Source organism: Ralstonia sp. NFACC01 (genome assembly GCF_900115545.1).
Taxonomy (GTDB): Bacteria; Pseudomonadota; Gammaproteobacteria; order Burkholderiales; family Burkholderiaceae; genus Ralstonia; species Ralstonia mojiangensis.
Genome location: NZ_FOWV01000002.1, coordinates 332,158 through 355,192 on the forward strand (window position 1 = coordinate 332,158; position 23,035 = coordinate 355,192).

20 protein-coding genes are annotated in these 23,035 nt (G+C 64.8%); 7 read left to right on the top strand and 13 right to left on the bottom strand.

The window, feature by feature from the left end; genetic code table 11:
• Positions 1–52: 52 nt before the first annotated feature.
• The 6 genes from BM136_RS06155 to BM136_RS06180 all read right to left on the bottom strand — a co-directional run bounded on the left by BM136_RS06155 (position 53) and on the right by BM136_RS06180 (position 5,081).
• Entirely contained in the window at positions 53–496 is a 444-nt protein-coding gene (locus BM136_RS06155; protein ID WP_092971021.1) for a nuclear transport factor 2 family protein, read from the bottom strand.
• A 115-nt stretch (positions 497–611) separates the two neighbouring features.
• The gene (locus BM136_RS06160) at positions 612–1,079 is read right to left on the bottom strand and encodes a universal stress protein (protein ID WP_092971022.1); all 468 of its coding nucleotides are present in this window, start codon (positions 1,077–1,079) and stop codon (positions 612–614) included.
• Positions 1,080–1,168: 89 nt separating this feature from the next.
• Positions 1,169–2,068, bottom strand: a complete 900-nt coding sequence (locus BM136_RS06165; protein WP_092971023.1) for a LysR family transcriptional regulator — start codon at positions 2,066–2,068, stop codon at positions 1,169–1,171.
• 26 nt (positions 2,069–2,094) lie between these two features.
• Positions 2,095–2,415 carry an AtuA-related protein gene (locus tag BM136_RS06170; protein WP_092971024.1) on the bottom strand — a complete coding sequence of 107 codons (321 nt, stop codon included), beginning with the start codon at positions 2,413–2,415 and terminating at the stop codon, positions 2,095–2,097.
• Between the two features lies 1 nt (position 2,416).
• Positions 2,417–3,772, bottom strand: coding sequence for an acyclic terpene utilization AtuA family protein (locus BM136_RS06175; RefSeq protein WP_092971025.1), 1,356 nt, complete (start codon positions 3,770–3,772; stop codon positions 2,417–2,419).
• A 10-nt stretch (positions 3,773–3,782) separates the two neighbouring features.
• Positions 3,783–5,081, bottom strand: coding sequence for a CitMHS family transporter (locus BM136_RS06180; protein ID WP_092971026.1), 1,299 nt, complete (start codon positions 5,079–5,081; stop codon positions 3,783–3,785).
• Between the two features lie 211 nt (positions 5,082–5,292).
• Here BM136_RS06180 and BM136_RS06185 point away from each other — a divergent pair, with 211 nt between their 5' ends.
• Entirely contained in the window at positions 5,293–5,841 is a 549-nt protein-coding gene (locus tag BM136_RS06185) for an RBBP9/YdeN family alpha/beta hydrolase (RefSeq protein ID WP_092971027.1), read from the top strand.
• Between the two features lie 56 nt (positions 5,842–5,897).
• On the top strand, positions 5,898–8,273 hold the full coding sequence (locus BM136_RS06190) for a heavy metal translocating P-type ATPase (RefSeq protein WP_092971028.1): 2,376 nt from the start codon (positions 5,898–5,900) through the stop codon (positions 8,271–8,273).
• A 27-nt stretch (positions 8,274–8,300) separates the two neighbouring features.
• Here BM136_RS06190 and BM136_RS06195 read toward each other — a convergent pair whose 3' ends face one another.
• From BM136_RS06195 to leuA, 4 genes are all read right to left on the bottom strand, one after another.
• Positions 8,301–9,932: a DUF4139 domain-containing protein gene (locus tag BM136_RS06195; protein ID WP_254775621.1), complete on the bottom strand. Its 1,632-nt coding sequence runs from the start codon at positions 9,930–9,932 to the stop codon at positions 8,301–8,303.
• An 88-nt stretch (positions 9,933–10,020) separates the two neighbouring features.
• Positions 10,021–10,497: a Cd(II)/Pb(II)-responsive transcriptional regulator gene (gene cadR, locus BM136_RS06200; RefSeq protein WP_092971029.1), complete on the bottom strand. Its 477-nt coding sequence runs from the start codon at positions 10,495–10,497 to the stop codon at positions 10,021–10,023.
• A 17-nt stretch (positions 10,498–10,514) separates the two neighbouring features.
• The gene (locus BM136_RS06205) at positions 10,515–10,901 is read right to left on the bottom strand and encodes a four-helix bundle copper-binding protein (RefSeq protein WP_092971030.1); all 387 of its coding nucleotides are present in this window, start codon (positions 10,899–10,901) and stop codon (positions 10,515–10,517) included.
• Between the two features lie 127 nt (positions 10,902–11,028).
• Complete coding sequence (leuA, locus tag BM136_RS06210; RefSeq protein WP_092971031.1) at positions 11,029–12,741, bottom strand: 2-isopropylmalate synthase; 1,713 nt, start codon at positions 12,739–12,741, stop codon at positions 11,029–11,031.
• A 628-nt stretch (positions 12,742–13,369) separates the two neighbouring features.
• On the opposite strand from leuA, the gene BM136_RS06215 reads away from it, so the two are divergent.
• The 5 genes from BM136_RS06215 (at position 13,370) to BM136_RS06235 (ending at position 18,992) form a co-directional block, all read left to right on the top strand.
• Positions 13,370–13,828 carry a (2Fe-2S)-binding protein gene (locus BM136_RS06215; RefSeq protein ID WP_004631388.1) on the top strand — a complete coding sequence of 153 codons (459 nt, stop codon included), beginning with the start codon at positions 13,370–13,372 and terminating at the stop codon, positions 13,826–13,828.
• 20 nt (positions 13,829–13,848) lie between these two features.
• Positions 13,849–16,092 (top strand): xanthine dehydrogenase family protein molybdopterin-binding subunit, encoded by a 2,244-nt coding sequence (locus tag BM136_RS06220; protein WP_092971032.1) that lies wholly within the window; start codon positions 13,849–13,851, stop codon positions 16,090–16,092.
• Positions 16,093–16,234: 142 nt separating this feature from the next.
• On the top strand, positions 16,235–16,669 hold the full coding sequence (locus BM136_RS06225; protein ID WP_092971033.1) for an organic hydroperoxide resistance protein: 435 nt from the start codon (positions 16,235–16,237) through the stop codon (positions 16,667–16,669).
• Complete coding sequence (locus BM136_RS06230) at positions 16,669–17,265, top strand: nucleotidyltransferase family protein (protein ID WP_092971034.1); 597 nt, start codon at positions 16,669–16,671, stop codon at positions 17,263–17,265. Before BM136_RS06225 ends, BM136_RS06230 begins: the two co-directional genes overlap by 1 nt.
• Before the next feature lie 437 nt (positions 17,266–17,702).
• A complete protein-coding gene (locus tag BM136_RS06235; RefSeq protein WP_092971035.1) occupies positions 17,703–18,992 on the top strand; it encodes an MFS transporter in 1,290 nt (429 codons plus the stop codon).
• Positions 18,993–19,001: 9 nt separating this feature from the next.
• Here the strand turns inward: BM136_RS06235 and BM136_RS06240 are convergent, their stop codons facing one another.
• The 3 genes from BM136_RS06240 to BM136_RS06250 form a co-directional block, all read right to left on the bottom strand.
• Positions 19,002–20,063: an AraC family transcriptional regulator gene (locus tag BM136_RS06240; RefSeq protein WP_092971036.1), complete on the bottom strand. Its 1,062-nt coding sequence runs from the start codon at positions 20,061–20,063 to the stop codon at positions 19,002–19,004.
• Between the two features lie 182 nt (positions 20,064–20,245).
• Positions 20,246–21,316, bottom strand: a complete 1,071-nt coding sequence (locus tag BM136_RS06245) for a helix-turn-helix domain-containing protein (protein WP_254775623.1) — start codon at positions 21,314–21,316, stop codon at positions 20,246–20,248.
• A gap of 249 nt (positions 21,317–21,565) precedes the next feature.
• Positions 21,566–22,747 carry a glycosyltransferase gene (locus tag BM136_RS06250; protein ID WP_092971038.1) on the bottom strand — a complete coding sequence of 394 codons (1,182 nt, stop codon included), beginning with the start codon at positions 22,745–22,747 and terminating at the stop codon, positions 21,566–21,568.
• Between the last annotated feature and the right edge of the window lie 288 nt (positions 22,748–23,035).

Here is a 23,035-nt window from a genome sequence, read left to right on the forward strand (position 1 = left end):
CAGTCTCCGTTGGTCTTGGTATGGAATTGAGGTCTTAATCAGGGAAAGGCGTTCAGGCGCCGGCCTTGAGCAGGCCGATCTTGTCGCCCAGCTTGGCGCCCATGGCCGCGCCGAGTGCCTGCAAACCAGTGGCCGGGCGGACCATGACTTCGAACTCGACGATCTTGCCTTCAGCGTTGAAGCGCACCATGTCGATGCCCTTCAGGGCCTTGCCGCTCACGTTGGCGCTGAATTCCAGCACCACGCTGGCGCCATCGTCGGTGGCGAAGCTGCGGTGGTATTTGAAGTCTTCGAAGACAGTGTTGACGGTGCGCAGCACCAGCGTGGTCGCCGTGCGGCCCGGGTAAGGCGTATGCGCCACGGGTGAGCGGAAGACCACTTCGTCGGCAAACAGCCGGTCGAGATCGTCCATGTTGCCGCTGTCGAGCATGGCATGCCAGGCCTCGAGCGTGGCTTGCGCGGGGGCGTTCAATGTCTGGGGAATCGGCTGCGGCATGCTGGCTCCTGAGCAGAAAGTGCAACGGATTGCATCAACGTGGGATGCAACATAGCACAGCCGTCTTTTTCTATGCAACAAGTTGCATAGTGGGGCTATTCGACTTCAGACGAGATCAGCCGGCATCATGGTCCGGGTGCTGGGCACGTACCACGATGACGGTGCGGTGCGACAGGCGCGCCGTGCGCTCGGCCACGCTGCCCAGCAAAAGGCGCGCGAGCCCGTGCTTGCCGTGCGAGCCCACCACGATGGTGTCGGCCTGCCAGCGCTCGGCCTCGTGCTCGAGCGCGTGGCCGATGTCGTCGTCGGTGGAGTCGAGCATCAGCACGCCGGTTTCAGCAGCGGTGCCGTCAGCGTCGAACAGGCGTTGCAATTCGACCAGCGATGCGCTGGCCGTCCGGTGTGCCTCTTCGCGCAATTTGTCGATGCTGTAGATTTCGCGCGACTCCGGCATGCTCGGCGAGCCGATCGCCCACACGACCCGGACCCGGCCGTTGAATGCACGGGCAAGGGCGGCGGCTTCTTCCACCGCCAGGTGGGCTTCATGGGTGCCGTCGAAAGCGGCAAGAATGCGTTGATGCATGGGGCGCTCCGCAGAATCGGAATGGAATGCCTCACTGTAGCAGCGCAGGTGGGCGATGCTGCACCCGGATGTGCCCGGGTTGCGCCGCGTCAAACGGAAGCCGTCGCGCGCGCGGGGTGCGCCAGCAGCAGGTCCAGCAGCCCTTGCGCCGCCACCGACAGGCTACGCCCGTCGCGCCGGATGACATACAGCGTGCGCACGAGCCCCGGCAGCGGCAACGGCCGCACCACCAGCTCCGGCAAACGGAACTGGAACAGCGCCAGCGCGGGAATGACGGTGATGCCCAGGTTGGCCGCCACCAGCGCGGCCGCCGTGGCAAGGTGTTCGACTTCCATGCCGCTGCGCAGCTTGGTCGGGTGCAACGCCGCATCGAGGTATTGCCGGATGCTCGTGTTGCGCGCGAGGTGGATGAACGGCGTATCGACGAGATCGCCCACGGCCAGCGCCTGCTTGCGCGCCAGCGGGTGATCCTGGTGACAGACGAGGTGGAAGTCGTCGGTGCAGAACGGTTGTGCGGCCAGCCCTGCCATGTCGGCGCCCATGGCCGCGATGGCGAAGTCCGCCGCGCCGCGCCGGACCATGTCGATGCACGGGTCCGAGAGTTGATCGTGCAGCGCCAGTTGAATGCCCGGATGCTGGGCAGAGAACGCGGCCAGCACGCCCGGCAGAATGCCCGCCGCGATCGACGGCAAGGCGGCCACCGTCACGCGCCCCGTGCGTGCGGCGGCGCGATCGCGCAGCTCCGAGAACGTCGCCTCGAAATCGGCCAGCAGGCGCAGCGCCGATTCGGCAAAAGCTTCGCCCTCGGGGGTCAGTTCAACATGGCGCGTGTTGCGGTCGAACAGGCGCACGCCGGCATCAGCCTCCAGGTTCTGGATCAGCGCGCTGAAGGCCGATTGCGACAAGTGGCACGTCTGTGCCGCCTGCGTGAAGTTCTTGTGCTCGCGCAGCGCGGCAAAGGCGCGGAGCTGCTTGACGGAGAGGTTCATGGCGATGCCGGGCGTGGTCCGCCAGCTTAGCCTGGAATCTCCAGCGTGAGCAGGGCGCTTGCGAGCGACTTGCCATGCGCATCCAGCGCCAGGGATCGCGTTACGCCGCCGGCCAGGGCCCCGTGGAGCACGAAGTTGAGCGCGCCAAGCTGCGGCAGCACGTAGCGCTCGACATCGCCGCGAACGAGTTCAGCGAAATGCGCGCGCACGCGCTCGGCTGTGACGTGCTGTTCAAGCATGGCGAAGTCTTCCGCGCATTCCGGACGAAGCGCGATGACGGAGATGCACGAGATGTCGCCCTTGTCGCCGGCGCGGGTGTGGGCGAGGTCGCGGAGGGTGCGGGGCATGTCAGCTCTCCAGAATGTGCACGGCGTGCGGGGCGAGTTCAGCGGGAATCAACGTCGATGCCACGGCGATGATCTCGCGCGCGCTCTTGGTCGCGCCGCCGCCGCCGGACGGGCCGCACGTCAGCAGGGTTTCCACTTCGTTGCCGATGCGCACGGCTTCGGCCATCGACTCGGTGCGCGCGGCCACGCGCACGCGCACTTCGTACGGTTCGGCGTCGGTGCGGGAAAGGGCTGCGCCGTGCAGAGCATCCACGCCGATCAGCTCGAAGCGCGTTTCCGTCATCTGCACGCCGGTGAGCGCCAATCGCTCGCGCACGATGTCGAGCGCCAGCTTGCCGCGGGCGACCGCGTTCGGGCCGGCATAGCTGATCTGGCCTTCGCCGATGTAGCTGTCGAGATAGCCGATCGACACCTTCAACTGGCCCGTGCGCGGGGTGCCCGTGGCGCCTTCAATGACGACGCGGTCTTTGCCGCTGCCGCGCATGCGCACGTTGGAGAAGTCCGCCACCACGTCAGGCGTGAGGTACCGCGCAGGGTCATGGATCTCGTACAGCAACTGCTCCTTGCACGTGGCTTCGGTGACAAGCCCGCCGGCCGTGGCGACCTTGGTGATGAGCACCGAGCCGTCTTCACCGACTTCGCCAATGGGGAAGCCCAGACGTGCGAGATCGGGCACGTCCTTGATGCCGGGGTCGGCAAAGTAGCCGCCGGTGATTTGCCCCGCGCATTCGAGCAGATGCCCGGCGAGCGTGCCGCAACCAAGGCGATGCCAGTCGTCCATGCGCCATCCAAAGGTGTGGATGAGCGGCCCGAGCGCGAGCGCCGGATCGGCCACGCGCCCGGTGATGACGACGTCCGCACCTTGCGCCAGCGCATCGACAATGCCCTGCGCGCCGAGGTACGCATTGGCCGACACCATACTTGCCTGCAGCGATGCGACTGGCGCGCCGCCATCCATCAGCGTGAAATCCTGGCCGCGGGTTTGCAGCAAGTCGAACACATCGTCGCCGGTCACAGCCGCCACGCGCAGCTTGAGGCCCAGCTCGCGGGCGATGTCGCGCGTACGCTCGGCAGCCGCCTGCGGGTTGGCCGCGCCCATGTTGGTGACGATGCGGATGCCGCGTGCCGCGCAGGCGGGCAGCACGGTGCGCATGCGCGCTTCGAGCAGCGGGTCGTAGCCGTGCGATGGGTCTTTGCGGCGCACCTGCTGCGCGAGCGCGATGGTGCGCTCGGCCAGGCACTCAAACATCAGCACATCGATGTCGCCGTGCTCCGCCAGTTCCAGCGCCGGTTCGATGCGGTCGCCCGAATAACCGGCGCCGCCGCCGATGCGCAGTGTTTTCAACTCGGTCTTCATGCCATCACCATCACCACGGAAGCACGCCCAGTACCACGGCCACTGCGGTCATCAGCAGCGAGGCACCGAACAGGAAGGGGATCGAGAATTTCTGGTGGTCTGCCAGTTCGATACCGCACAGGCCGACCACGAGAAAGGTCGCAGGAGTGAGCGGGCTGACCGGGAAGCCGGTGGTCATTTGGCCGAGGACGGCCGCCTGTGCCACATGCACGGGCGCAACGCCCAGCATCTTCGATGCTTCGGCCACGACGGGCAGCACACCGAAGTAGAACGAATCCGGATCGAACAGCAGCGACAGCGGCATCGACAGCACGCCCAGCACCACCGGAATGTGGTGCGCCATCCCGGGCGGAATGAAGTCGACCGCCGTCTTCGCCATCGCGGTGAGCATGCCGGACTTGCTCATGATGCCGGTGAACACGCCGGCGGCCAGCAGAATGCTCGCCATCATCAACGCGGCCTTGGCGTGGGCGTCCACCCGCTGGCGTTGCTGATCGACGTTCGGGTAGTTGATCAGCAGCGCGGCCACCACGCCGAGCATGAACATCACCACCGGGTCGACCTTGCCGCTCACCATCACGCCCATCACCACAACGGTGAGGATGAGGTTGATCCAGAAATTGCGGGGGCGACGCAGCGCTTGTTCCGCGTCTGACAGCGGGCGCGCAACGACTTGCGCGCCGCCGGCGTGGTTGGCTAGGCCCAGCCGTCTTTCTTCACGCTTGCCCAGCAGCCATGCGCAGGCAAACACGAAGATGAGCCCCGCAATCTGCACCGGGATCAGCGGGTTGAAGATGTCCGTGACGGGCATATGCAGCGATGCGGATGCGCGGATCATCGGCCCGGTCCACGGCAGGAAGTTCACGCCGCACGCCATCGACGTTACGCACGCGAGGATGCGGCGGTCCATGCCGAGCCGGTCGTACAGCGGCAGCATGGCGGGAATGGTGATCAGAAACGCCACCGCGCCCGAGCCATCCAGGTGAATGAGCAGCGCAAGCAGCGCCGAGCCCACCACGATGCGCGGCGGGCGGCTGCCCACGGTGCGCAGGATGCGATCGATGATCGGGTCGAGCATGCCGGCGTCGGTGACGATGCCGAAGTACAGGATGGCGAAGATGAACATCCCCGCCACAGGCGCGACGTCTTTGATGCCGCCGATGATGAACTTGCTGGTGTTGAGCCCGAAGCCGCCCACAAGCGCGGCGATGACGGGAATGGCGATGAGCGCGACCAGCGGCGACATGCGTTTGGTCAGGATTACGACAAACAGCGCAACGATGGTCAGTAGCCCGAGCAGTGCGAGCATGGTCTCCTCCGAGTGAGGGGTCGATGGACCCTAGGATTCGGAATCCCTGTTGGCGGGATTTAGGAGCGACTGTAGAAGTTGGTGATCTGCCTGTGAAACAGAATATTTGGATCGATTGTGCGGATTTGTGGATGAGTGGTGCCGACGCCGCCCGCCAAATCGCGGCAGAATGTCTCGCATCCCAATCCAACCATCCAACGCCGGAGCCCTCGTGAGCGCTACCCCGACCGTCCTGATCCTGCCCGGCTGGCAGAACTCCGGCCCTGAGCATTGGCAATCGCGCTGGGAACGCCTGCATGGCGATCGCCGTGTTGAACAGCGCGACTGGTTTGTCCCCAAGCGGGCGGATTGGGTGGCCGCGCTGGAAGCCGAAGTCAGCGCAGCGCCCGGCGATGTCGTTTTGGTGGCGCACAGCCTCGGCTGCGTGCTGACGGCACATTGGGCGGCCACGTCGGCGCGTGCCGTGCGGGTGCGCGGGGCCTTGCTGGTGGCACCGCCACAGCTCGATCGCGCCGACATGCCATTCGAGGTGGCCGACTTCCGCCCCATTCCGCAGCAGCGTTTGCCGTTTCCCGCTGTGCTCGTTTTCAGCACCGACGATCCATTCAGCGACGCCGCCTGGAGCCACAGCCAAGCCGAAACGTGGGGTGCGGAGCCCGTCAACCTAGGCGCGCGCGGCCATATCAATGCCGAATCGGGCCTCGGTGACTGGCCAGAAGCCCGCGCGATCGTCACCAAGTGGACGAAAGACCTCATCTGAAATCAGCGGGATGCGGGGCTTGACCCTGAAGCTTCTTCAGGGTTTTGAATGGAGGCATGAAACCCGATCTCGCCTCCATCCTGCCTGTCCACGACCACGCCAAGCCGGAAGCTTCCGGTTGCGGCGGTTGCTGCGGTCATGCGCAACCGGTCGCAAGGGACGCCGCCCAACCTGCGCATGATCATGGCCACGACCATCACGATCACGACGATCATGATCACGGCCACGCGCCCGAAGCCGCTGCTCCCGTCGATGCCGAAGCGCGCGCAGCCGCCACCGGCCGCACCGTCGTGCGTATCGAGCAGATGGATTGCCCGACCGAAGAGCGCATGATCCGCGCCAAGCTGGGCAACGCGGATGGCGTTGTCGCGCTGGATTTCAACTTGCTGGAGCGTCATCTCACCATCCACCACACCGTTGACGATGTGGCGCCCTTCCTGGAGGCGCTGCGCGCCATCGGCATGGACGGCGAGGTGCTTGAACAGCGCGATCGCCTGGCCGCAGCCCCTGCGGAGCCGTCCCATATCTCGCGCCGCACGTGGCTGCTGGGTATTGGAGGCGTGGCCGCGTTCGGCGCTGAAGCCATCGCCTGGTCGCTTGGCGATCATGCGTGGCCGGTGCTGGCCTTGGCGTTAGCCTCCATTGCATTGGCCGGCGGGCCGACGCTGCGCAAGGGCTGGATTGCCGTGCGCGCGCTCACGTTCAACATCAACTTCCTGATGGCGGTGGCCGTCGTCGGCGCGCTGCTGATCGGCAAGTGGGCTGAAGCGGCCATGGTGATCTTCCTGTTTGCCGTGGCAGAAGCCATCGAAGCCCGCGCGCTGGTGCGGGCCCGCGATGCCGTGCGCGCCCTGACGGCCATCGCGCCGGACACCGCAGAGTTGGCCGATGGCGCAGGCGATTGGCGCGATGTGGCGGTCGACAGTGTTGCCGTCGGCGCGCGCCTGCGTGTGCGCACCGGCAGCCGCGTGCCGGTCGACGCCCGCATCGTGAGCGGCCGCGCGGCGCTGGACGAATCGCCCGTCACCGGCGAAAGCCTGCCGGTGGAAAAAGCCGTTGGAGACAGGATCCTCGCCGGCACGATCGTCACCGACGGCGTGGTCGAGGCGCAAGCCACGGCGCTGGCCGCGGACAGCACGCTGGCGCGTATCGCGGGGGCTATCCAGCAAGCGCAATCGCAGCGCGCGCCCACGCAGCGCTTTGTCGATAAGTTCTCTTCCATCTACACGCCCGCGATGATGTTGCTGGCGTTGGCGGTGGCCGTCATCGGCCCGCTCGTCACGGCCGACGGTTGGCTGGCTTGGACCTATCGCGCGCTCGTGCTGCTGGTGATCGCCTGCCCGTGCGCGCTGGTGATCTCCACGCCGGTGACGGTCGTCAGCGGTCTGGCCGCCGCCGCACGCCGCGGCATCGTCGTCAAGGGCGGCGTGTATCTGGAAAGCGGGCGGCGCCTGCGTGCGCTCGCGCTGGACAAGACCGGCACGCTCACCGCAGGTCGCCCGGTGCTCGACGCGGTGAAGTTGCCCGACGGCGCACGCCGCGCCGTCGCGGATCTGAACGCCGCGACCGACGCGACACAGCTGCATGCGCTGGCAGTGGCAGCGGCGCTCGATGCCAACACCACGCACCCGATTGCCGTGGCCATCGTGCAGGCCGCTGCGGCGCACGGCGCGGTCGATGCGAATTCAGTGGAAGACCTGTCTGTGCTGCCGGGTCGTGGCGTGGCGGGCACGCTCAATGGTGTGCGCTGGCATCTTGGCAACGCGGCGCTCGTCGCAGAGCGTGGCTTCGACACGTCCGCCTGGCGTGCTGCTGCCGAGTCGCTGCAAGCGGAGGGCATGTCCGCCGTCACGCTGTGCGACGCGAACGGTGTCGTGGCGCTGTTCGGCGTGCGTGACCGCGAGCGTGCCGAAAGCGCCGAGGCCATCGCCGCATTGCGCGCGCTGGACGTGACGCCCGTCATGCTCACCGGCGATGACCGCCGCGCTGCACAGGCCATCGCCAAGACGGTCGGCATCGACAACGTGCACGCAGAGCAGCTCCCCACTGACAAGCAACGCGTGGTGGGTGAGCTTGCCGCACAGCACGGCTTCGTCGGCATGGTGGGCGATGGCATCAACGATGCCCCCGCACTTGCGCGGGCCGATATCGGTTTCGCCATGGGCGCCGCCGGTACCGCCACCGCGCTGGAAGCGGCCGACGTGGCCATCATGGACGACGACCCGCGCAAGCTCGCCAGCTTCATCCGCATCAGCCGTCGCACGGTGGCCGTGCTGCGTCAGAACATTGTGCTGGCGCTGGGCATCAAGGCGGTGTTTCTGGCGCTGGCCGTGATGGGCGACGCCACGTTGTGGATGGCGATCTTCGCCGACGTGGGCGCGAGCCTGCTGGTGGTGTTCAACGGCCTGCGCGTGATGCGCACGCGCGCTTGAGTTGCCGGCGCGCGCGGGGCAACGCGATCAGCGCAAGCCGGTGATGCGCGCGTCTTTCGGGTAGGTGATCTGGTAGTCGGCAGAAAAGCGCGCGCTTTCGCCGGCCGGGATCGTCTGCTCCCACGCGATCACGCCGGGGCGGCGTTCCCAGTTGCGCTTGGCGGGTTCCGGCGAGAAAGTGGAGCGCACCTTGATGTCGTCGGACTGGCTGACCGGCGTGGCTTCCAGGATCTGCACGTCGATCGCGTCACGGTGGCGGTTGCGCACCGTGTACAGCGCCGCCAGCTGGCGCTCGTTGCGGTTGTCGAGCAGGCCCACGCTGCGTTGGAAGGTCTTGGGCGTTTCCACCACCACGCTCACAAGATCGTCGCGGCCAAAGGGCAGCGTGACCTTCTGGTCTTCGCCTGCCGGATTCCACTGTGTGCTGCCAACTACCGCGCCATCGCGGCGCAACTGCATGTTGCCGGCGGGCCAGATGCCTTGCGGGCGGTCCACGGTGGCGACCAGGTAGGCGGTGGCGTCCATGCGCGGCGTGCTGCGCGCCGCAAGCTTTGCGGGCAGCGTTTCGCTCGCCAACGTGAGCGTGACCTTCTGGGCGTCGGAGGGCAGCTCAGTGGCGCCTTGCACGTCGAACTCCGTGGCAAACGCGGTCTGGACGGCGTTCACTTCGAATAGCGGCTCGCTGTCTGCCTCACGTTGCTCATTGTTCCGGCCGAATCTGGCCTTGGGTGCTGGCGCCATCGCCGCTGCAGGCGCGGCGGGGTAGGGCATCGCCTGCGGCGGCGGCTGAATATCCAATTGCCACGCATACGGCTCCGGCCCGCGTGGCGTGTTGCGCGGCTGGCCGGTCGACAGGCGCAGATGCACGCCGCGCCAGTCCTCGCCGGTGGACTGCGCAAGCGTGGCCTGCCGCTCGATGACAACGTTCGAACGCACCGAGTCCACGCTTGCCTGATATGCCGGCCGCCAGCCCGCACGCGAGGTCTGATAGCTGACGCGTAATTCACCGCCGCGCGGTGCCGCTACGGCAATGCGCACCGTGCGCAGCGTGCTGGACGCCGAGCCGTGCGTGCGTTGCAGCGCGTCAAGCTGCGCCTTCAGTTCAGCATCGCGCTTCTTCAGTTGTTCCTGGCGGGTAAAGACGTCTTGCGCGTTGCGGGCCAGCGCGTCGGTCGCGCGGCCGAGCGTGGAAAAATCGGTGGCCGGCGCGCGGCCATCGCCGCCCGTGCGTTCGCTCACAGCCTTCAGGTAGCTGGCCGACAGCGCATTCGCCTGGATCTGCACGCCAAGCGCGGCGCGCTGGTCTTCCAGTGCGCGGATTTGTGTGTCGAGTGCCGTTCTGGCGCAGCCGCTGCCTTCGCTGGGAACGCTTTCCACGCGCACATCCCCAACGCGGATGCTGCTGTCGCCTTCCACGCGCAGACTGTCGGCGTCGAACGTCATGGGCAGGCAGGCCAGCTCTACGCTGCGGGCGCCCGCAGCCACAGTGGCCGTGCGCACGACCGTGGCGCTATCCGGATACAACGTGACATCGGTGATGCGCGAAGGCGTCGCTGCCTGCGCCGTGACGGCCGCGGCAGACGCAATCGCGCCAAGCGCCGCGCATGCCACACGTTGTCGATGCTGGAATCGTGCTGCTGCAGCCGGTTTCGTCTTCATCCGCCTCACCCACGTGTCGTGAAATGCGGCGAGTATCGCACGTCAAAGCGCACGTCAAAGTGATGTGCCCGGCATGGAGAAAGACAGCTCAGCGATGCACGCCGCGAATATGCCGATACGCGTGTTCGCCCTCGCCATGTTCATGGCTGTGGCCGTGATGATTGCCGGCAACAGGCTCTTCGTGCAGCGATTGCAGCACGCCGCACTCAGCCACCGAAGCCGCCGTCGTGCAGCGTTGCCCGATCGCCTCGATCTGGCCTTTGAGATCGGTCAGCTCGGCGATGCGCGCTTCAACGTGACGCAGGTGTTCGTCCAGTAGGTTATTAATCTCTTCGCACGACGCCTGCGGGTTGGCCTGCAACTCAAGCAGCCGGCGGATTTCGGTGTGCGCCATATCGAGCGACCGGCACTTCGCAATGAAGGCCAGCAGCTCGACATGCTCAGGCGTGTAGACGCGGTAATTGTTGGCGGCCCGTGCCGGCGGGGGCAGCAAGCCCTGCGCTTCATAGAAGCGGATGGTCTCGATGCTGATGCCCGTGCGCTGGGCGAGTTCGCCAATTTTCATACGCGTTGAAAAAAGAATCAGAAAACAGTCGGCTCAGCGGTCACGGCTTCAACGCCGGCGACTTTCAGGCAGGCGTCCAGGCAGGCGCGGCAGGCAGTTGCACAGGCGCTGCAATGGCCCTGGCCGTGATGATCGCATTCTTCGGCGCACTGAGAACAGATCTCGGCGCAGTCTTCCAGCAGCAGTTCTGCGAATTCGCTATTGCGCTCGAGGAATTTGCGCGTGAGAGCGCAGTATTCCGCGCAATCCGTGCACACGCCGATGCAGCGCGCCATGGCTTCGGCGTGGCCATTCTTGCCGGATTCCGTCGCGCAATGAGTGCAAGCGGCCTCGCATGCCTGCAGCGCCTGGATCACACTGGCAAATCGCTTGGCATTCTCTTTCGCGGTCGGACGAGTGGTCATGTCGGTTCTCCTGTGGCAGTGGATGTGCACGCGCGCGCGCTTGGGAAAGGATGAGCCCGGGCGCCGCCCGAAACCCATCTCTCCAATTTAGCAACTCGCGCTCCACTGCGTGAGCCAGACTTGTGCGTTACACCGCTTCCGCCTCGCTCTTGCCGCTGCGCAGCATGCCGTTACCCGCCCGTGCGATCAGGCGATTCACGCCCCCCACGACGGCCCGGATCGACGCCGTTGTCAGGTTGGCATCCACGCCCACGCCGAATACGCTGCCCGCCATGCCCGGCGCGGCCATTTCAGCAAATGCGATGGCATCGGCGTTGGCGCCCTGACCCAGCGCACGTTCCTCGTAGTGATGGATCGACACGGGTGCCGCCAGCACGTGCGACAGCGCATGCACCAGCGCATCCAGTGGCCCGTTGCCGGTGCCTTCGCAGATGTGCTCGCGGTCAGCAATGTTCACCACCAGGCGGATGTGCTGGCTGCCGTCGTCGCGCTCGGTCAGGCGGTGCGATACGTAGCCGATCGCGCCATCGCCGCGCAGATAGGTCTGCTGGAACAGTGCCCAGATGTCGGCGCCCGTGGCTTCGCGGCCGCTTTCATCGGTCAGCTGTTGCACGGTGCTGCTGAATTCCACCTGCAGGCGGCGCGGCATGGCAACGCCATAGCCGGATTCCAGCAAATAGGCGATGCCGCCTTTGCCCGACTGGCTGTTCACGCGAATGATCGAGTCATACGTGCGGCCCACGTCGGCCGGGTCGATTGGCAAGTAGGGCATTTCCCACAGCGCATCGGGCTTCTGCACCGCAAAGCCTTTCTTGATTGCATCCTGGTGCGAACCCGAGAACGCCGTGAACACCAGGTCGCCCACGTACGGATGGCGAGGATGCACCGGCAGTTGCGTGCAGTCTTCGCAGGTCCGTGCCACGTCATTGACGTGCGAGAAATCCAACTCCGGATCAACGCCCTGCGAGTACAGGTTCAACGCAAGCGTGACGAGATCCACGTTGCCGGTGCGCTCGCCGTTGCCGAACAGGCAACCTTCCACGCGATCGGCGCCGGCCATCACGGCCAGTTCAGCCGCAGCCACGGCCGTGCCGCGGTCGTTGTGCGGATGCACGGACAGGATGATTGAATCGCGGCGCGCCAGGTTGCGGTGCATCCATTCGATCTGGTCGGCGTAGATGTTTGGTGTGGCCATCTCCACCGTGGCCGGCAGGTTGAAGATGATCTTGTGCTCGGGCGTCGGCTCCCAAACCTCGGTCACCGCGTTGCAAACCTCCAGCGCGAAATCCAGTTCGGTGCCGCTGAAGACTTCGGGGCTGTATTGATACGTCCACTGCGTCTCGGGCATCGTTTCCGCGATCTCGCGGATCAGCTTGGCGCTTTGCACGGCAATGCGCTTGACGCCCTCGCGGTCAGTGTTGAACACCGTGCGGCGGAACACCGGTGCCGTTGCGTTGTAGACGTGGATGATCGCGCGCTTGGCGCCGCGAAGTGATTCCATCGTGCGGCGGATGAGGTCTTCGCGCGCCTGCGTGAGCACTTCGATGGCCACGCCGTCGGGGATGTGTCCACCCTCGATCAGCTCGCGCACAAAATCAAAATCGGTTTGGGATGCAGCGGGGAAAGCGGCTTCGATTTCCTGGAAGCCAATCTGCACGAGCATCTTGAACATGCGCATCTTGCGCTCGGCGTTCATGGGCTCGAACAGGGCCTGGTTGCCATCGCGCAAATCCGTGCTCATCCAAATAGGTGCACGGGTGATGGTCTTGTTGGGCCAGGTGCGATCGGCGAGGGCGATGGCGGGGAAGGGGCGGTATTTGGTGCTGGGGTTCTTCAACATGGTGTGTGCGTCCGGTGAGATCGAGATCGGTTTCGTACAACGGGGACAGCCGCGGGGGCGGCGTCCGGGGTGGCCGGAATCGGGTTCGGGATGTGGCGGCCAGACAGCCACGGGCGCGTGGTCTGGCAACCGATCGGTAGTCGTAGCGAAAGCGGGATCGAGGCAGGCATGAGAGGCTCCAACGATTTGGCGCACAGATTGCGCCACACACAAGGCCCGTCACCAGTTAAGGCACGGACCGATCAAATACCGGAACGAGGGGGAAAGAGAGATCTACGCGCTTACACGCGTAGTAGAGAAGCGGATAGCAGACCGCGCACGCACGAGAGGGTGCGGGCAGGAGCGGTACGGAGGGTGGTCTGCTGAGAGTGCATTTGGCGATAGTGATGGTGACGGCGGGGTGTTGTCAAGTTGGCTGGGCGGATTCCGGACGGTTTTTTCGGGGCAGATGAAACACCAGGTCCAGAGGCAACGAAAACGTGTGCTGCCCGCCAGAAACCATGTGACGTGGGCGCCAGCAGAACCTATCCGAACCTGCTTTAATACACCCCGTCCATGCCGACAGCCCGCTATATCAAAGGGTCTATAACGGCAAGACCCCTTCACGCCCCACAAGGAGAATCCCCCAATGGTCACGTTGAACATCAACGGCAAACCGGTGGAAGTTGATGCTGATCCGTCGACGCCGCTGCTCTGGGCGTTGCGCGACAACCTCGGTCTGACTGGCACGAAATTCGGTTGTGGTGTCGCTTCGTGCGGCGCCTGCACGGTGCACCTGAACGGTCAGCCCACGCGCAGTTGCGTGCTGCCGATCTCTGCGGTGGCCGGCCAACAGATCACCACGTCCGAACACATCGCCGATGACAAGGTCGGCAAGGCGGTGCTCGATGCGTGGGTCAAACACGATGTGGCGCAATGCGGCTACTGCCAGAGCGGCCAGATGATGAGCGCGGTGGGTTTGCTGCGCACCAAGAAGAAGCCGACCGACGCCGATATCGATAGCGCGATGGCCGGTAACCTGTGCCGCTGCGCGACGTACCAACGCATTCGCGCGGCCATTCACGACGCAGCGAAATCGCTGGCCTGAACCCCACCGGAGAATTCACGATGCGTATTCGAAATCTTGAAGCGCTGGCCGGTGGCGGCGCGCAACATCAACCGGCGTCTGCGGATGCTGGTACGGCAACGCTTGATCGCCGCAGCTTTCTGAAACTCACGACGCTGGCCGGCAGCGGCCTGGCGCTGGGTGTGGCGCCGATGCTGGCCGGCGCGCAGGACGCCAAGGCCAAGCCGCCATCGCCGCCCCAGGCGTTCATCATCATTGCGCCGGACAACACTGTCACCGTGGCGGTGAATCGGCTGGAATTCGGTCAGGGCGTGCACACGGCATTGCCGATGGCGCTGGCCGAAGAACTCGACGTGGATTGGCGCAACGTGCGCGGCATGTTGGCGCCTGCGGGCGATCCGTACAAGGACCCGGGCTTCGGTATCCAGATGACGGGCGGTTCGACCGCGCTGAACCACTCGTTTCAGCAGTACCGCGAGTTGGGCGGCCGGGCGCGTGCCATGTTGATCTCGGCGGCGGCGGAGCGCTGGAAGGTCGATCCGTCGACATGCCGCACCGCCAATGGCGTGGTCACGTCGGGCAGCCACCGCGCCACGTATGGCGAACTGGCCCAGGCGGCGATGGCGCAGCCCGTGCCTGCGCAGGTCACGCTGAAGAACCCGTCGCAGTTCCGCATTGTCGGCAAGCCGACGCCACGTCTGGATGCACGTGCGAAGCTCGACAGCTCGCTCAAGTTTGGCCTCGACACGCGCCTGCCCAACATGAAGGTGGCCGTGCTTGCTCGCCCGCCGCGCTTTGGCGGTAAGGTGGCCAAGTACGACGCGGCTGCGGCCAAGGCGGTGAAGGGCGTGGTCGATGTGCTGCAGATCCCGACCGATCGTGGCGGCGCGGGCGTTGCCGTTATCGCCGACGGCTACTGGCCCGCCAAGCAGGGCCGTGACGCGCTGCAAGTCACGTGGGAAGACGCCGGCTCGACGGTGTCTACACCCGCGCTGATGGCCGAGTACAAGAAGCTCGCCGGCCAGCCCGGCACGGTGGCCAAGGCTGCCGACATGAGCGCAATCCAGTCTGCCGCCACGCGCATCCAGGCCGATTACGAGTTCCCGTACCTCGCGCACGCGCCAATGGAGCCGCTGAACTGCACGATCGATCTGCAGAAAGACGGTGGCAAGACCACGGGGGCGAAGGTGTGGGTCGGCTCGCAGTTCCAGACCATCGACCAAGGAGCGATCGCCAAGGTGCTCGGCGTATCGCCCGAGAAGATCGAGCTGAACACGATGATGGCGGGTGGCGGTTTTGGCCGGCGCGCGATCACCACGTCGGACTACGTAGTGGAAGCGGCCAACGTGGCCAAGGCCTATGCGGCAGCCGGGCACAACGGCCCCATCAAGGTGATCTGGAGCCGCGAAGACGACATCCGCGGCGGCTACTACCGCCCGATGCATCTGCACCGCGTCAACGTGGGCGTGGACAGCAGCGGCAAGGTCGTCGGCTGGGACCACGTGATCGTCGGTCAGTCGATCCTCAAGGGCACGCCGTTCGAGGCTTTCATGGTCAAGAACGGTGTGGACGAAACGATGGTCGAGGGCGTGGTTGAAAACGACTACGGCTTCCCGCTGCAACTGACGGTGCACCATCCGGACGTGAACGTGCCGGTGCTGTGGTGGCGTTCCGTGGGCCACACGCATACGGCCTACGTGATGGAAACGATGGTCGACGAGGTTGCGCATGCGGCCAAGCAGGATCCGGTCGCTTTCCGCCTCGCGCGCTTTACCGGCAAGGAGCACGAACGCCATCGTGCGGCACTGCAGCTCGCTGTCGACAAGTCCGGCTACGGCAAGCGCAAACTGCCCAAGGGCCAGGCCTGGGGCGTGGCGGTGCATGCGTCGTTCGAATCGGTGGTGGCGTATGTGGTTGAGGTGTCGGTCGACCAGGGCAAGCCGCGCGTGCATCGCGTCACGGCCGGTGTGCATGCCAACCGTGTCGTCAACCCGATGGGCGCGGAAGCGCAGATCCAGGGTGCCTGCGTGTTCGGTCTGGCGATGATTCAACCCGGCTTTGCCATCGACATCGAGAACGGCGCCACCAAGAACAGCAACTTCACCGATTTCCCGCCCGTGCGCATGCCCGACGCGCCGCTGGTGAACGTGTTCTTCGTGCCGTCGGAAGACAACCCGACCGGCCTGGGCGAGCCCGGCACGCCGCCGATTGCACCGGCGGTAGCCAACGCGTTGTTCACCCTGACCGGCAAGCGTCAGCGCAAGCTGCCGTTCGATACGGTGTGAGTGTCATCGTCGCGTGATGTGATCGAAGCCGGCATGCAGTCATGTGTGCCGGCTTTCTTATTCTTGCAGCCCTATCCATCGAGTTTTGCGGACTGATTCTTGCGTCCGCGATTGCGTTGTTCACCCTCCGGAGGAGCATGTCATGGCATTGAATATCCTGTACACCGCCCACGCCAAGGCCACAGGCGGCCGCAACGGCCACACGCAGACCGAAGACGGCCAGGTCTCGCACGACTTGTCGGTGCCCAAGGCCATGGGCGGCCCCGGCAAGCCCAACACCACCACGCCCGAAGACCTGTTTGCCGCCGGCTATGCCGCGTGCTTTGGCTCGGCGTGCGACTTCGTTGCGAAGAGCATGCTCAAGCTCAATCCGAGCAACATCGAGATCCACTGCGATGTGGGTATCGGTACGCGCGAGGAGGGCGGTTTCGGTCTGAAGGTGGGCCTGACCGCACGGATCAGCGGTCTGTCGCAAGCCGATGCCGAGAAACTGGTGGCCCAGGCGCATCAGGTGTGCCCGTATTCGAACGCCACGCGTAACAACGTGGAAGTCACGCTCAAGACCGAGGTGGCCTGATGCAGCAGCGGCCTGTTGTTGGCGTGTTGCTGGCCGCAGGCCGCGGCTGCCGGTTTGATGCGGCGGGCGTGGCCAACAAGCTGCTTGCCTTGCTGCCCGACGGCACCCCCGTTGCGGTCCAGGCCGCCCGCCACTTGAAGCAGGCATTGGGTGACGTGGTGGCAGTGGTGCCCGCCGCTGCCACGCATGGCGCGCAGGTCGATCAATTGGCCGCGCTCTTGGGCGAAGCAGGCTGCGAAGTCCTGCGGTGTGCCGATGCCGCTCGTGGCATGGGCGCCAGCCTGGCAGCCGGTGTGGCCGCGCGCCCGCAAGCCGGCGGCTGGGTCATCGCCCTGGCCGACATGCCGTGGATTGCGCCCGAGACGATCACTCAAGTTGCCAACGCACTCGACTCGCACGCTTGCGTTGCGCCCTTTCACGCCGGGCAGCGGGGTCACCCCATTGGCTTCGGCGCCGACTTCTTCGCAGGGCTGACATTGCTTGACGGCGACGAGGGCGCGCGGCGGCTGATCGACCCCACCAAGCTCGTCCGCATTGAGTCGGATGACGCGGGCATCCTGCGCGACGTCGACACGCCCGCGGATCTGGCCCCGTGATCTGACGGGATTGGCTTACAACGAAGCGCCGCCGTACTCGCCTGCAGGAAAAAGCTCCAGACACCGCGCACGCACGGCGCATGTCGGTTCTATGTATGCGGTGATCGGACCTCGGCTGAGTGCCGCAGTTTTCGGCGCGTGTGCCGATCTCAAGCATTTGATTTCGACAGTGTGAGGGGCCGGGTTTTGAGGCCGGGTGCATGTGATGCTGCTGCGACTGGTCAACAAACTCTGAGACGCTTGATTCGTTCCCGATACCGGCTTGTCCAGTGGCTTTGGACGCTGACCAGCGGTACCTCGATCGCGCCAGAGAATTGATACTTTGCGCCTGCAGTGGCGGCGTGTAAGGTACTGACTGGTTTCGGATACAGCGACCACAGCAAGACTTCTCGCGCGAGCTGAATCGAGAACAACAATACGGATGGCGCCTTCCACCTATGACACGCGATTTGCGCGCCGCACACGCTAACTCCCACCGCGAGATGCTCAAGGTCGTCATTGCGACGTCGCTGGTCACGTGTCTTGAGCTGTTCGACTTCACGGTGTTCAGCTACTTCGCTGTGATGATCGGAGACCAGTTCTTTCCGGCCACGGATCCGATGACGTCGCTGTTGCTGGCAGTCGGTACTTTTGGCGTCGGCTTCTTCATGCGACCGCTCGGCGCCATGGTGATCGGCGCTTACGCCGACCGGGTCAGCCGCCGAGCCGCCATGACAACCACTATCTGGCTGACGGCCATCGGGACGGCCGCGATTGCCGTATGTCCACCGTTTGCAGTGATTGGCGCGGCGGCACCGTTCCTCATCATCGTCGGGCGGTTGCTGCAAGGCTTTGCCGCCGGCGGTGAGGTGGGGACGGCCGTGACGTTCGCGATGGAAGCTGCGCCTCCAGCACAAAGCGGGATTCTGGTCAGTTGGCAATACGCCAGTCAGGCTGCGGCCGCGTTGCTCGGCGCGTTGCTCGGCACACTGCTCACGAGCACGATGTCGCCGGCAAGCCTGACGCAGTGGGGTTGGCGCATTCCTTTTCTGATCGGGTTGTCGATTGTGCCCGCTGGTCTGTACCTGCGTCGTCAGCTTGCCGATCGTCCTGTTCCTCGCGCCTCCAATCGCCGCACCTCCATACCGGTTGTCGAACTGTGCCGGGAGCACGGCGGCACGCTGGCGCTGGCCACATTGTCGAAAATCTGGAGCACGGTGCCGGTCTACGCGGTCATTACCTATATGCCGAGCTACGTGACGCGGGTGTTGCACATGCCCGCCATCATCGGGTTCATGTCGTCGACGCTATCGACATTGCTGCTGGTGGTGGTGTCGCCGCTGTCGGGCCTGCTGGCAGACCGATTACCACGGCGCAAGCCAATCGTGCTCATCACATCGGGCACGACTGCGGTCCTGGCATACCCGGTCTTCGCGATGATGACGCATGCACAAAGCCCGGTGGCCGTCCTGCTTGGCTCTGCGGTGATCAGCGTCTTGCTGGCGCTTGGTACCAGCATCGGCGCGTTGCTTGTTCTTGAGGCGTTTCCGGCGCGGGTGCGTGCCAGCGGCTTCGCGATCTCGCATGCCCTGGGCATCACGCTGTTTGGCGGCACCGCGCAATTCATCATCACCGGGCTGATCAAGTGGACGGGTGACCCGGTATCCGCTGCCTGGTATGTGGCGCCCGCATGCCTGGTGAGCTTCTTTGCCGTGCTCGCGTTCAAGGAGCGCCGCGCTGCGGCCTGAAACCGCTGCTCATGTGCTGACTGCGATCGGCTCGTTGCGCGAAACTTGTGGCCGCGCGTAAGACGTTTTGCCGGACAGCGCCCGGAAGTCTTGGGGTGCCATGTCGTATGCACGACGGAACGCGCGCGTGAAATCGGACGAACTCTTGAAGCCAAGCCCGAACGCGATGTCTGTCACGGTCAGGTTGGGGTGGCGGACCAGTTCGCCTGCCGCTTCGCGCAGACGCAGGTGGCGGATGTAGGCACCCAGGCCGCCCTCGTGCTGAAACAGGCGATACAACGTCTGGCGAGGCAGTTGTAGCGCCTGCAGAACGCTCTCTGGCGACAGGTCTTCCTGGCGCAGATGGGCTTGAATGTAGCGCCGCACGCGACCGAACATGGCAGCCCGCGCCGCGGCGCGCGCGTTGCCGCTCAGTTGGGCTTGCTTGCCGAACGCAGAGACCATGAGTTGTGTGCTCGCACGAATGGCGTTGCCCGCCGCGTGCGCGCTCATGTCTGCAATGTCCTGACTGAGTGCCGTCACCGTCTCGACGATCAGTTGCGTAAGCGGCGTCGTGTTCGCGATCAATCGGCCGTGCAGGGCTTCGGGGTCGGGAAAAATGTCTCCGGCCAGTGCGCCCGGCACAAAGATGGTGGCGACCCGGCAAGCGCTGCGTTGCATGCGCACAGGCTGGCCCATGTGCAGTGCGAGGATGCTGCCAGCTGTCAGCAAGTTGTTGCGCGACGAAGACGAACGCACGGCGAGATCAGTGACACCGCCTTCCAGAAACACGTGGAAGGCGTAGTCGCGTATCGGGTCGGTCGAGATGCGCGCGAGCGAGCGGTCCAGCGCCATCGCATCGGACCGGCAATCGGAGAACATCAGATCGTCGATCTTGTAGCGATCGATGGCAGCGTGAAACGGCCTTTCAAGATCGGCTCGCGACGGAAGAACGTCGATGATGTGGCCGACCCTCTCTCGCCACGCCAGCAACGGCGGCTGATGCGTTTGCGTCCGCACGTCGAAGTGGCTGTGAACGATGGAAGATTCACCCGGCGAGCGAACGTCAGCCGTGAACGTGCACTGTTCCATGCAAGAGAGTTCCGCCCCGTGAGTATTCTGCAGTGCTGCTTTTATGTACTGCTTCTTATGGTTGGGACTGTATCGAAGAAACCGCGTGCAGCGCGGCGCCCCCCACCAAAGGGTGAGGCCCAAGACCAACACAGTGGGCACAAAGTGACCTTGTCGGCGTTTTATCGCACTGACGATGCTTCCTATGTGAAGCGCGCTTCTTGTGTGTGATCGCGCCGGAGCAACGGTGCATATTCGTGCAATTCGCGCGGCGCGATATCAAACGCGCGACGGAATGCACGCGTAAAGCTCGACGCATCGTTGAACCCCAATCCCGAGGCAACGTCCTGTATGCCTCGATGCGGCAAGCGCACCAGCTCGTCGGCCGCCATCCGCAGCCTGCGATTGCGGATATACGCGGCCAGCCCACCTTCATGCTCGAAGAGTCGATAGACGCTGGCGCGTGAGAAATGCAGCGATGCCAACACGCTTTCAGGCGACAGGCCCGGATCACGCAGATGCATTTCCACATGCCGCCGCACCTTGCCATAGACGGCAGCGCGTACCGCCGCGCGGGCGTTGCCGGCAAAGCCCGCCTGCTGGGCGAAGGCTGCAAGGATCAGCTCCACCGCCGTGAGAAAAGACTGATGCGCTTCTTCCTTACTCAGCCCAACGATTTGTCGCCTGAGCGCGATGACATGCTCGATCAGCAGGCACGTTATCGGGGTGGCGGCATGAATCCAGCGGCCATGCAGCGACGCCGCGTCAGGGAACAACTGTTCCACCAGCGCGCGCGGCACAAATAGAAGAAGGAGCCTGCCCTCAAAGCTTCGGATGGTGCAGGGCTGATCCATGTCCAGCGCGAGGATGCTAGGCACGCGCGGATTGGGCTGCGCTTCAGTGCGCGGCTTGTTGCCCAGAAACTGCGACGGCGGCCCTTCAAGAAAGATGCTGAACGTGACATCGCGAACGCTCTCGGTCGAGACCCGACCCAGCGATCGCACGGCCAGATTTGGCGCGGTGAGAAAGTCGATGAGGCTCAGGTTGTCGATCGTGTAGCGGGACAGTGATGCATCGAACGTATCCTCCGCTTGTTTGCCCGGAGGCCGTATGTCGTAGACGGGGCTCATCCGCTCCTGCCAGGCTAGAAAGCTCTTTCGCGCGTCGCCTTGAACGCTGAAATCGCTGTGCACGATGCCGGGCGCGAGCGTCGGTTGCTCGGGCAACAACAGGCGGCTGAGTGGCGGCGCAGTATGGAGCGCATCGTCGTTCATTGCTGTGCGCATCGCGGAGTCTCGAAATCGGTCCGCCGTGGTGGCGCGTCACACGGCGGGCCAACGCCGGCCGCGAGCGGGCAATGTTTCATGCAAGAGCGTCCCCGTCCCGTGAATAATTTTTGTGATGCGACTTTCATGCACCGCTTCTTATCGCCGGGACTGTATCGAACAAATGGCGTGCGACACAGCACTCCCCCACAAAGGGTGAGGCACGGGACCAACACTCCGCAGCGCTTTTGGCGGCACCTAACGGCGCTGCGCCAGCGCGTCCTCCATCAATCCCGTCACCTCTTCCAAGGCGCGATCGCGCGGCACGCTGTGGTGGCGCACTGCAATGGTGCGCGCCGCGTTCCGGTATTTGGGGTTGCCCAATAGATCGTGTAGCACCGCGTGGAATCCGGTCTCCACATACGCCGGCAGGATGCCAAGGCCGGCGCCCATGGCGGCTACGCGCTCGGTGATCATCAGTTGCTCGATATGCTGCGGGAGCAGCAGCATCGACACACCGGCGAGTAAGCAGTTCAATGCTGTGCCGTGGCCCGCGTGGGTGATGGCCAGCGTGCAGCCGGCAAGCAAGGGGAGCAGCCGGACGGGCTGCCGATAGAGCCGCAGGCCGCGGTGGCGGTTTGCCGTCTCCCTGCTGAGGTCGGGGATGACTGCAATCACTTCGGCGCCGGAGGCTTCCAGCGCTGTCAGCACGGTATCCAGCCAGGGCTGCACTTGCAGATACACGAAGACGTGTGGCTTGTCGGGTTGCTGCCATTGCACGAGTTCGCCCGTGTCCGGCTCGGGTACCGGGCCAAGAAAGGTGGTGCTAGGCGGCCGCAACGGCGCGTAGTGGTCCAGCTCCGGCAGCGTCAACAGTCGGGTGTGGTCGGCGGTGAGTAACGTCGTAAGCGGTTGTGGCGAATCGAACAACGCTTGGATGTTGCGCTCCACGGCGACCTGTGTTTGCGCGCGCGCTTCAGCGTTACTCGCCTCCCAGGGGCGAAAACACGGTGCCGGGGAGAGCGTGGGCGGGATGGTAAAGCCGGTGCCGACCTGGACAGTGCCGATGCCCGCGCGCTTGGCGGCCAAGAGTGCAAGCGGCGCGTGGTCGATCACGACGAGATCCGGTTGGAGTGTGGCATACAGGTGCTGCCAGGCTTGCACCATGCCCCCCAGCAGATCGGGCTGCGTGGCGCCATAGGTGGCAAGAATGTCGGCGTAGGTCGCAATCTCGCGGCCCAGCGTTGCGACGTTTGTTGGCGTTGGGCAGGCAAACCAGCGGATGCCGTGAGGCGCCAGATAGCGCTGGGCCGCGGCCATCGATTTCAGCCCGAACACCACCTCGTGCCCACGCGCTTGCAGCGCTAGGGCAATAGGCAGCAGGCGCCACAGGTGCCCGTGGTTTTCACCCAGTTCCCACGCAAAAACGATCCGGCTCATGCACGGTCCTGGTGCGTGGTGGTGCGCGTCGCGGGAGTACGTGGGTACATGCAAAGGGTTCCGGGCGATGGGCACGGATCTTATCGATATTTCTACGCCGCGCGGAACTTTCCAAAAACTGAGACGCACGGTCAAGACTGGCCCAAAAAAAATCGTCACTATCGGGCCCGACACACATGTGTCAGCAGTCCGGGGGGAGTTGGTAGCGGCTCAGGACTGTCGGTCAAACGCTCGCTTGCGGCATCCGGTGCCGCATCAAAACAGAGTCAGCCGGCAGGTTTGCCTGAT

Bases quoted from the DNA above. Each gene is read 5' to 3' on its own strand.
- BM136_RS06205 (WP_092971030.1), bottom strand. From the start codon at position 10,901: ATGACCACTCGTCCGACCGCGAAAGAGAATGCCAAGCGATTTGCCAGT.
- BM136_RS06245 (WP_254775623.1), bottom strand. From the start codon at position 21,316: ATGAACGACGATGCGCTCCATACTGCGCCGCCACTCAGCCGCCTGTTG.
- BM136_RS06160 (WP_092971022.1), bottom strand. From the start codon at position 1,079: ATGCATCAACGCATTCTTGCCGCTTTCGACGGCACCCATGAAGCCCAC.
- BM136_RS06220 (WP_092971032.1), top strand. From the start codon at position 13,849: ATGCGTATTCGAAATCTTGAAGCGCTGGCCGGTGGCGGCGCGCAACAT.
- BM136_RS06215 (WP_004631388.1), top strand. From the start codon at position 13,370: ATGGTCACGTTGAACATCAACGGCAAACCGGTGGAAGTTGATGCTGAT.
- BM136_RS06195 (WP_254775621.1), bottom strand. From the start codon at position 9,932: ATGAAGACGAAACCGGCTGCAGCAGCACGATTCCAGCATCGACAACGT.
- BM136_RS06190 (WP_092971028.1), top strand. From the start codon at position 5,898: ATGAAACCCGATCTCGCCTCCATCCTGCCTGTCCACGACCACGCCAAG.
- BM136_RS06230 (WP_092971034.1), top strand. From the start codon at position 16,669: ATGCAGCAGCGGCCTGTTGTTGGCGTGTTGCTGGCCGCAGGCCGCGGC.
- BM136_RS06235 (WP_092971035.1), top strand. From the start codon at position 17,703: ATGACACGCGATTTGCGCGCCGCACACGCTAACTCCCACCGCGAGATG.
- BM136_RS06175 (WP_092971025.1), bottom strand. From the start codon at position 3,772: ATGAAGACCGAGTTGAAAACACTGCGCATCGGCGGCGGCGCCGGTTAT.
- BM136_RS06170 (WP_092971024.1), bottom strand. From the start codon at position 2,415: ATGCCCCGCACCCTCCGCGACCTCGCCCACACCCGCGCCGGCGACAAG.
- BM136_RS06155 (WP_092971021.1), bottom strand. From the start codon at position 496: ATGCCGCAGCCGATTCCCCAGACATTGAACGCCCCCGCGCAAGCCACG.
- leuA (WP_092971031.1), bottom strand. From the start codon at position 12,741: ATGTTGAAGAACCCCAGCACCAAATACCGCCCCTTCCCCGCCATCGCC.
- BM136_RS06225 (WP_092971033.1), top strand. From the start codon at position 16,235: ATGGCATTGAATATCCTGTACACCGCCCACGCCAAGGCCACAGGCGGC.
- BM136_RS06240 (WP_092971036.1), bottom strand. From the start codon at position 20,063: ATGGAACAGTGCACGTTCACGGCTGACGTTCGCTCGCCGGGTGAATCT.
- BM136_RS06180 (WP_092971026.1), bottom strand. From the start codon at position 5,081: ATGCTCGCACTGCTCGGGCTACTGACCATCGTTGCGCTGTTTGTCGTA.
- BM136_RS06165 (WP_092971023.1), bottom strand. From the start codon at position 2,068: ATGAACCTCTCCGTCAAGCAGCTCCGCGCCTTTGCCGCGCTGCGCGAG.
- BM136_RS06250 (WP_092971038.1), bottom strand. From the start codon at position 22,747: ATGAGCCGGATCGTTTTTGCGTGGGAACTGGGTGAAAACCACGGGCAC.
- cadR (WP_092971029.1), bottom strand. From the start codon at position 10,497: ATGAAAATTGGCGAACTCGCCCAGCGCACGGGCATCAGCATCGAGACC.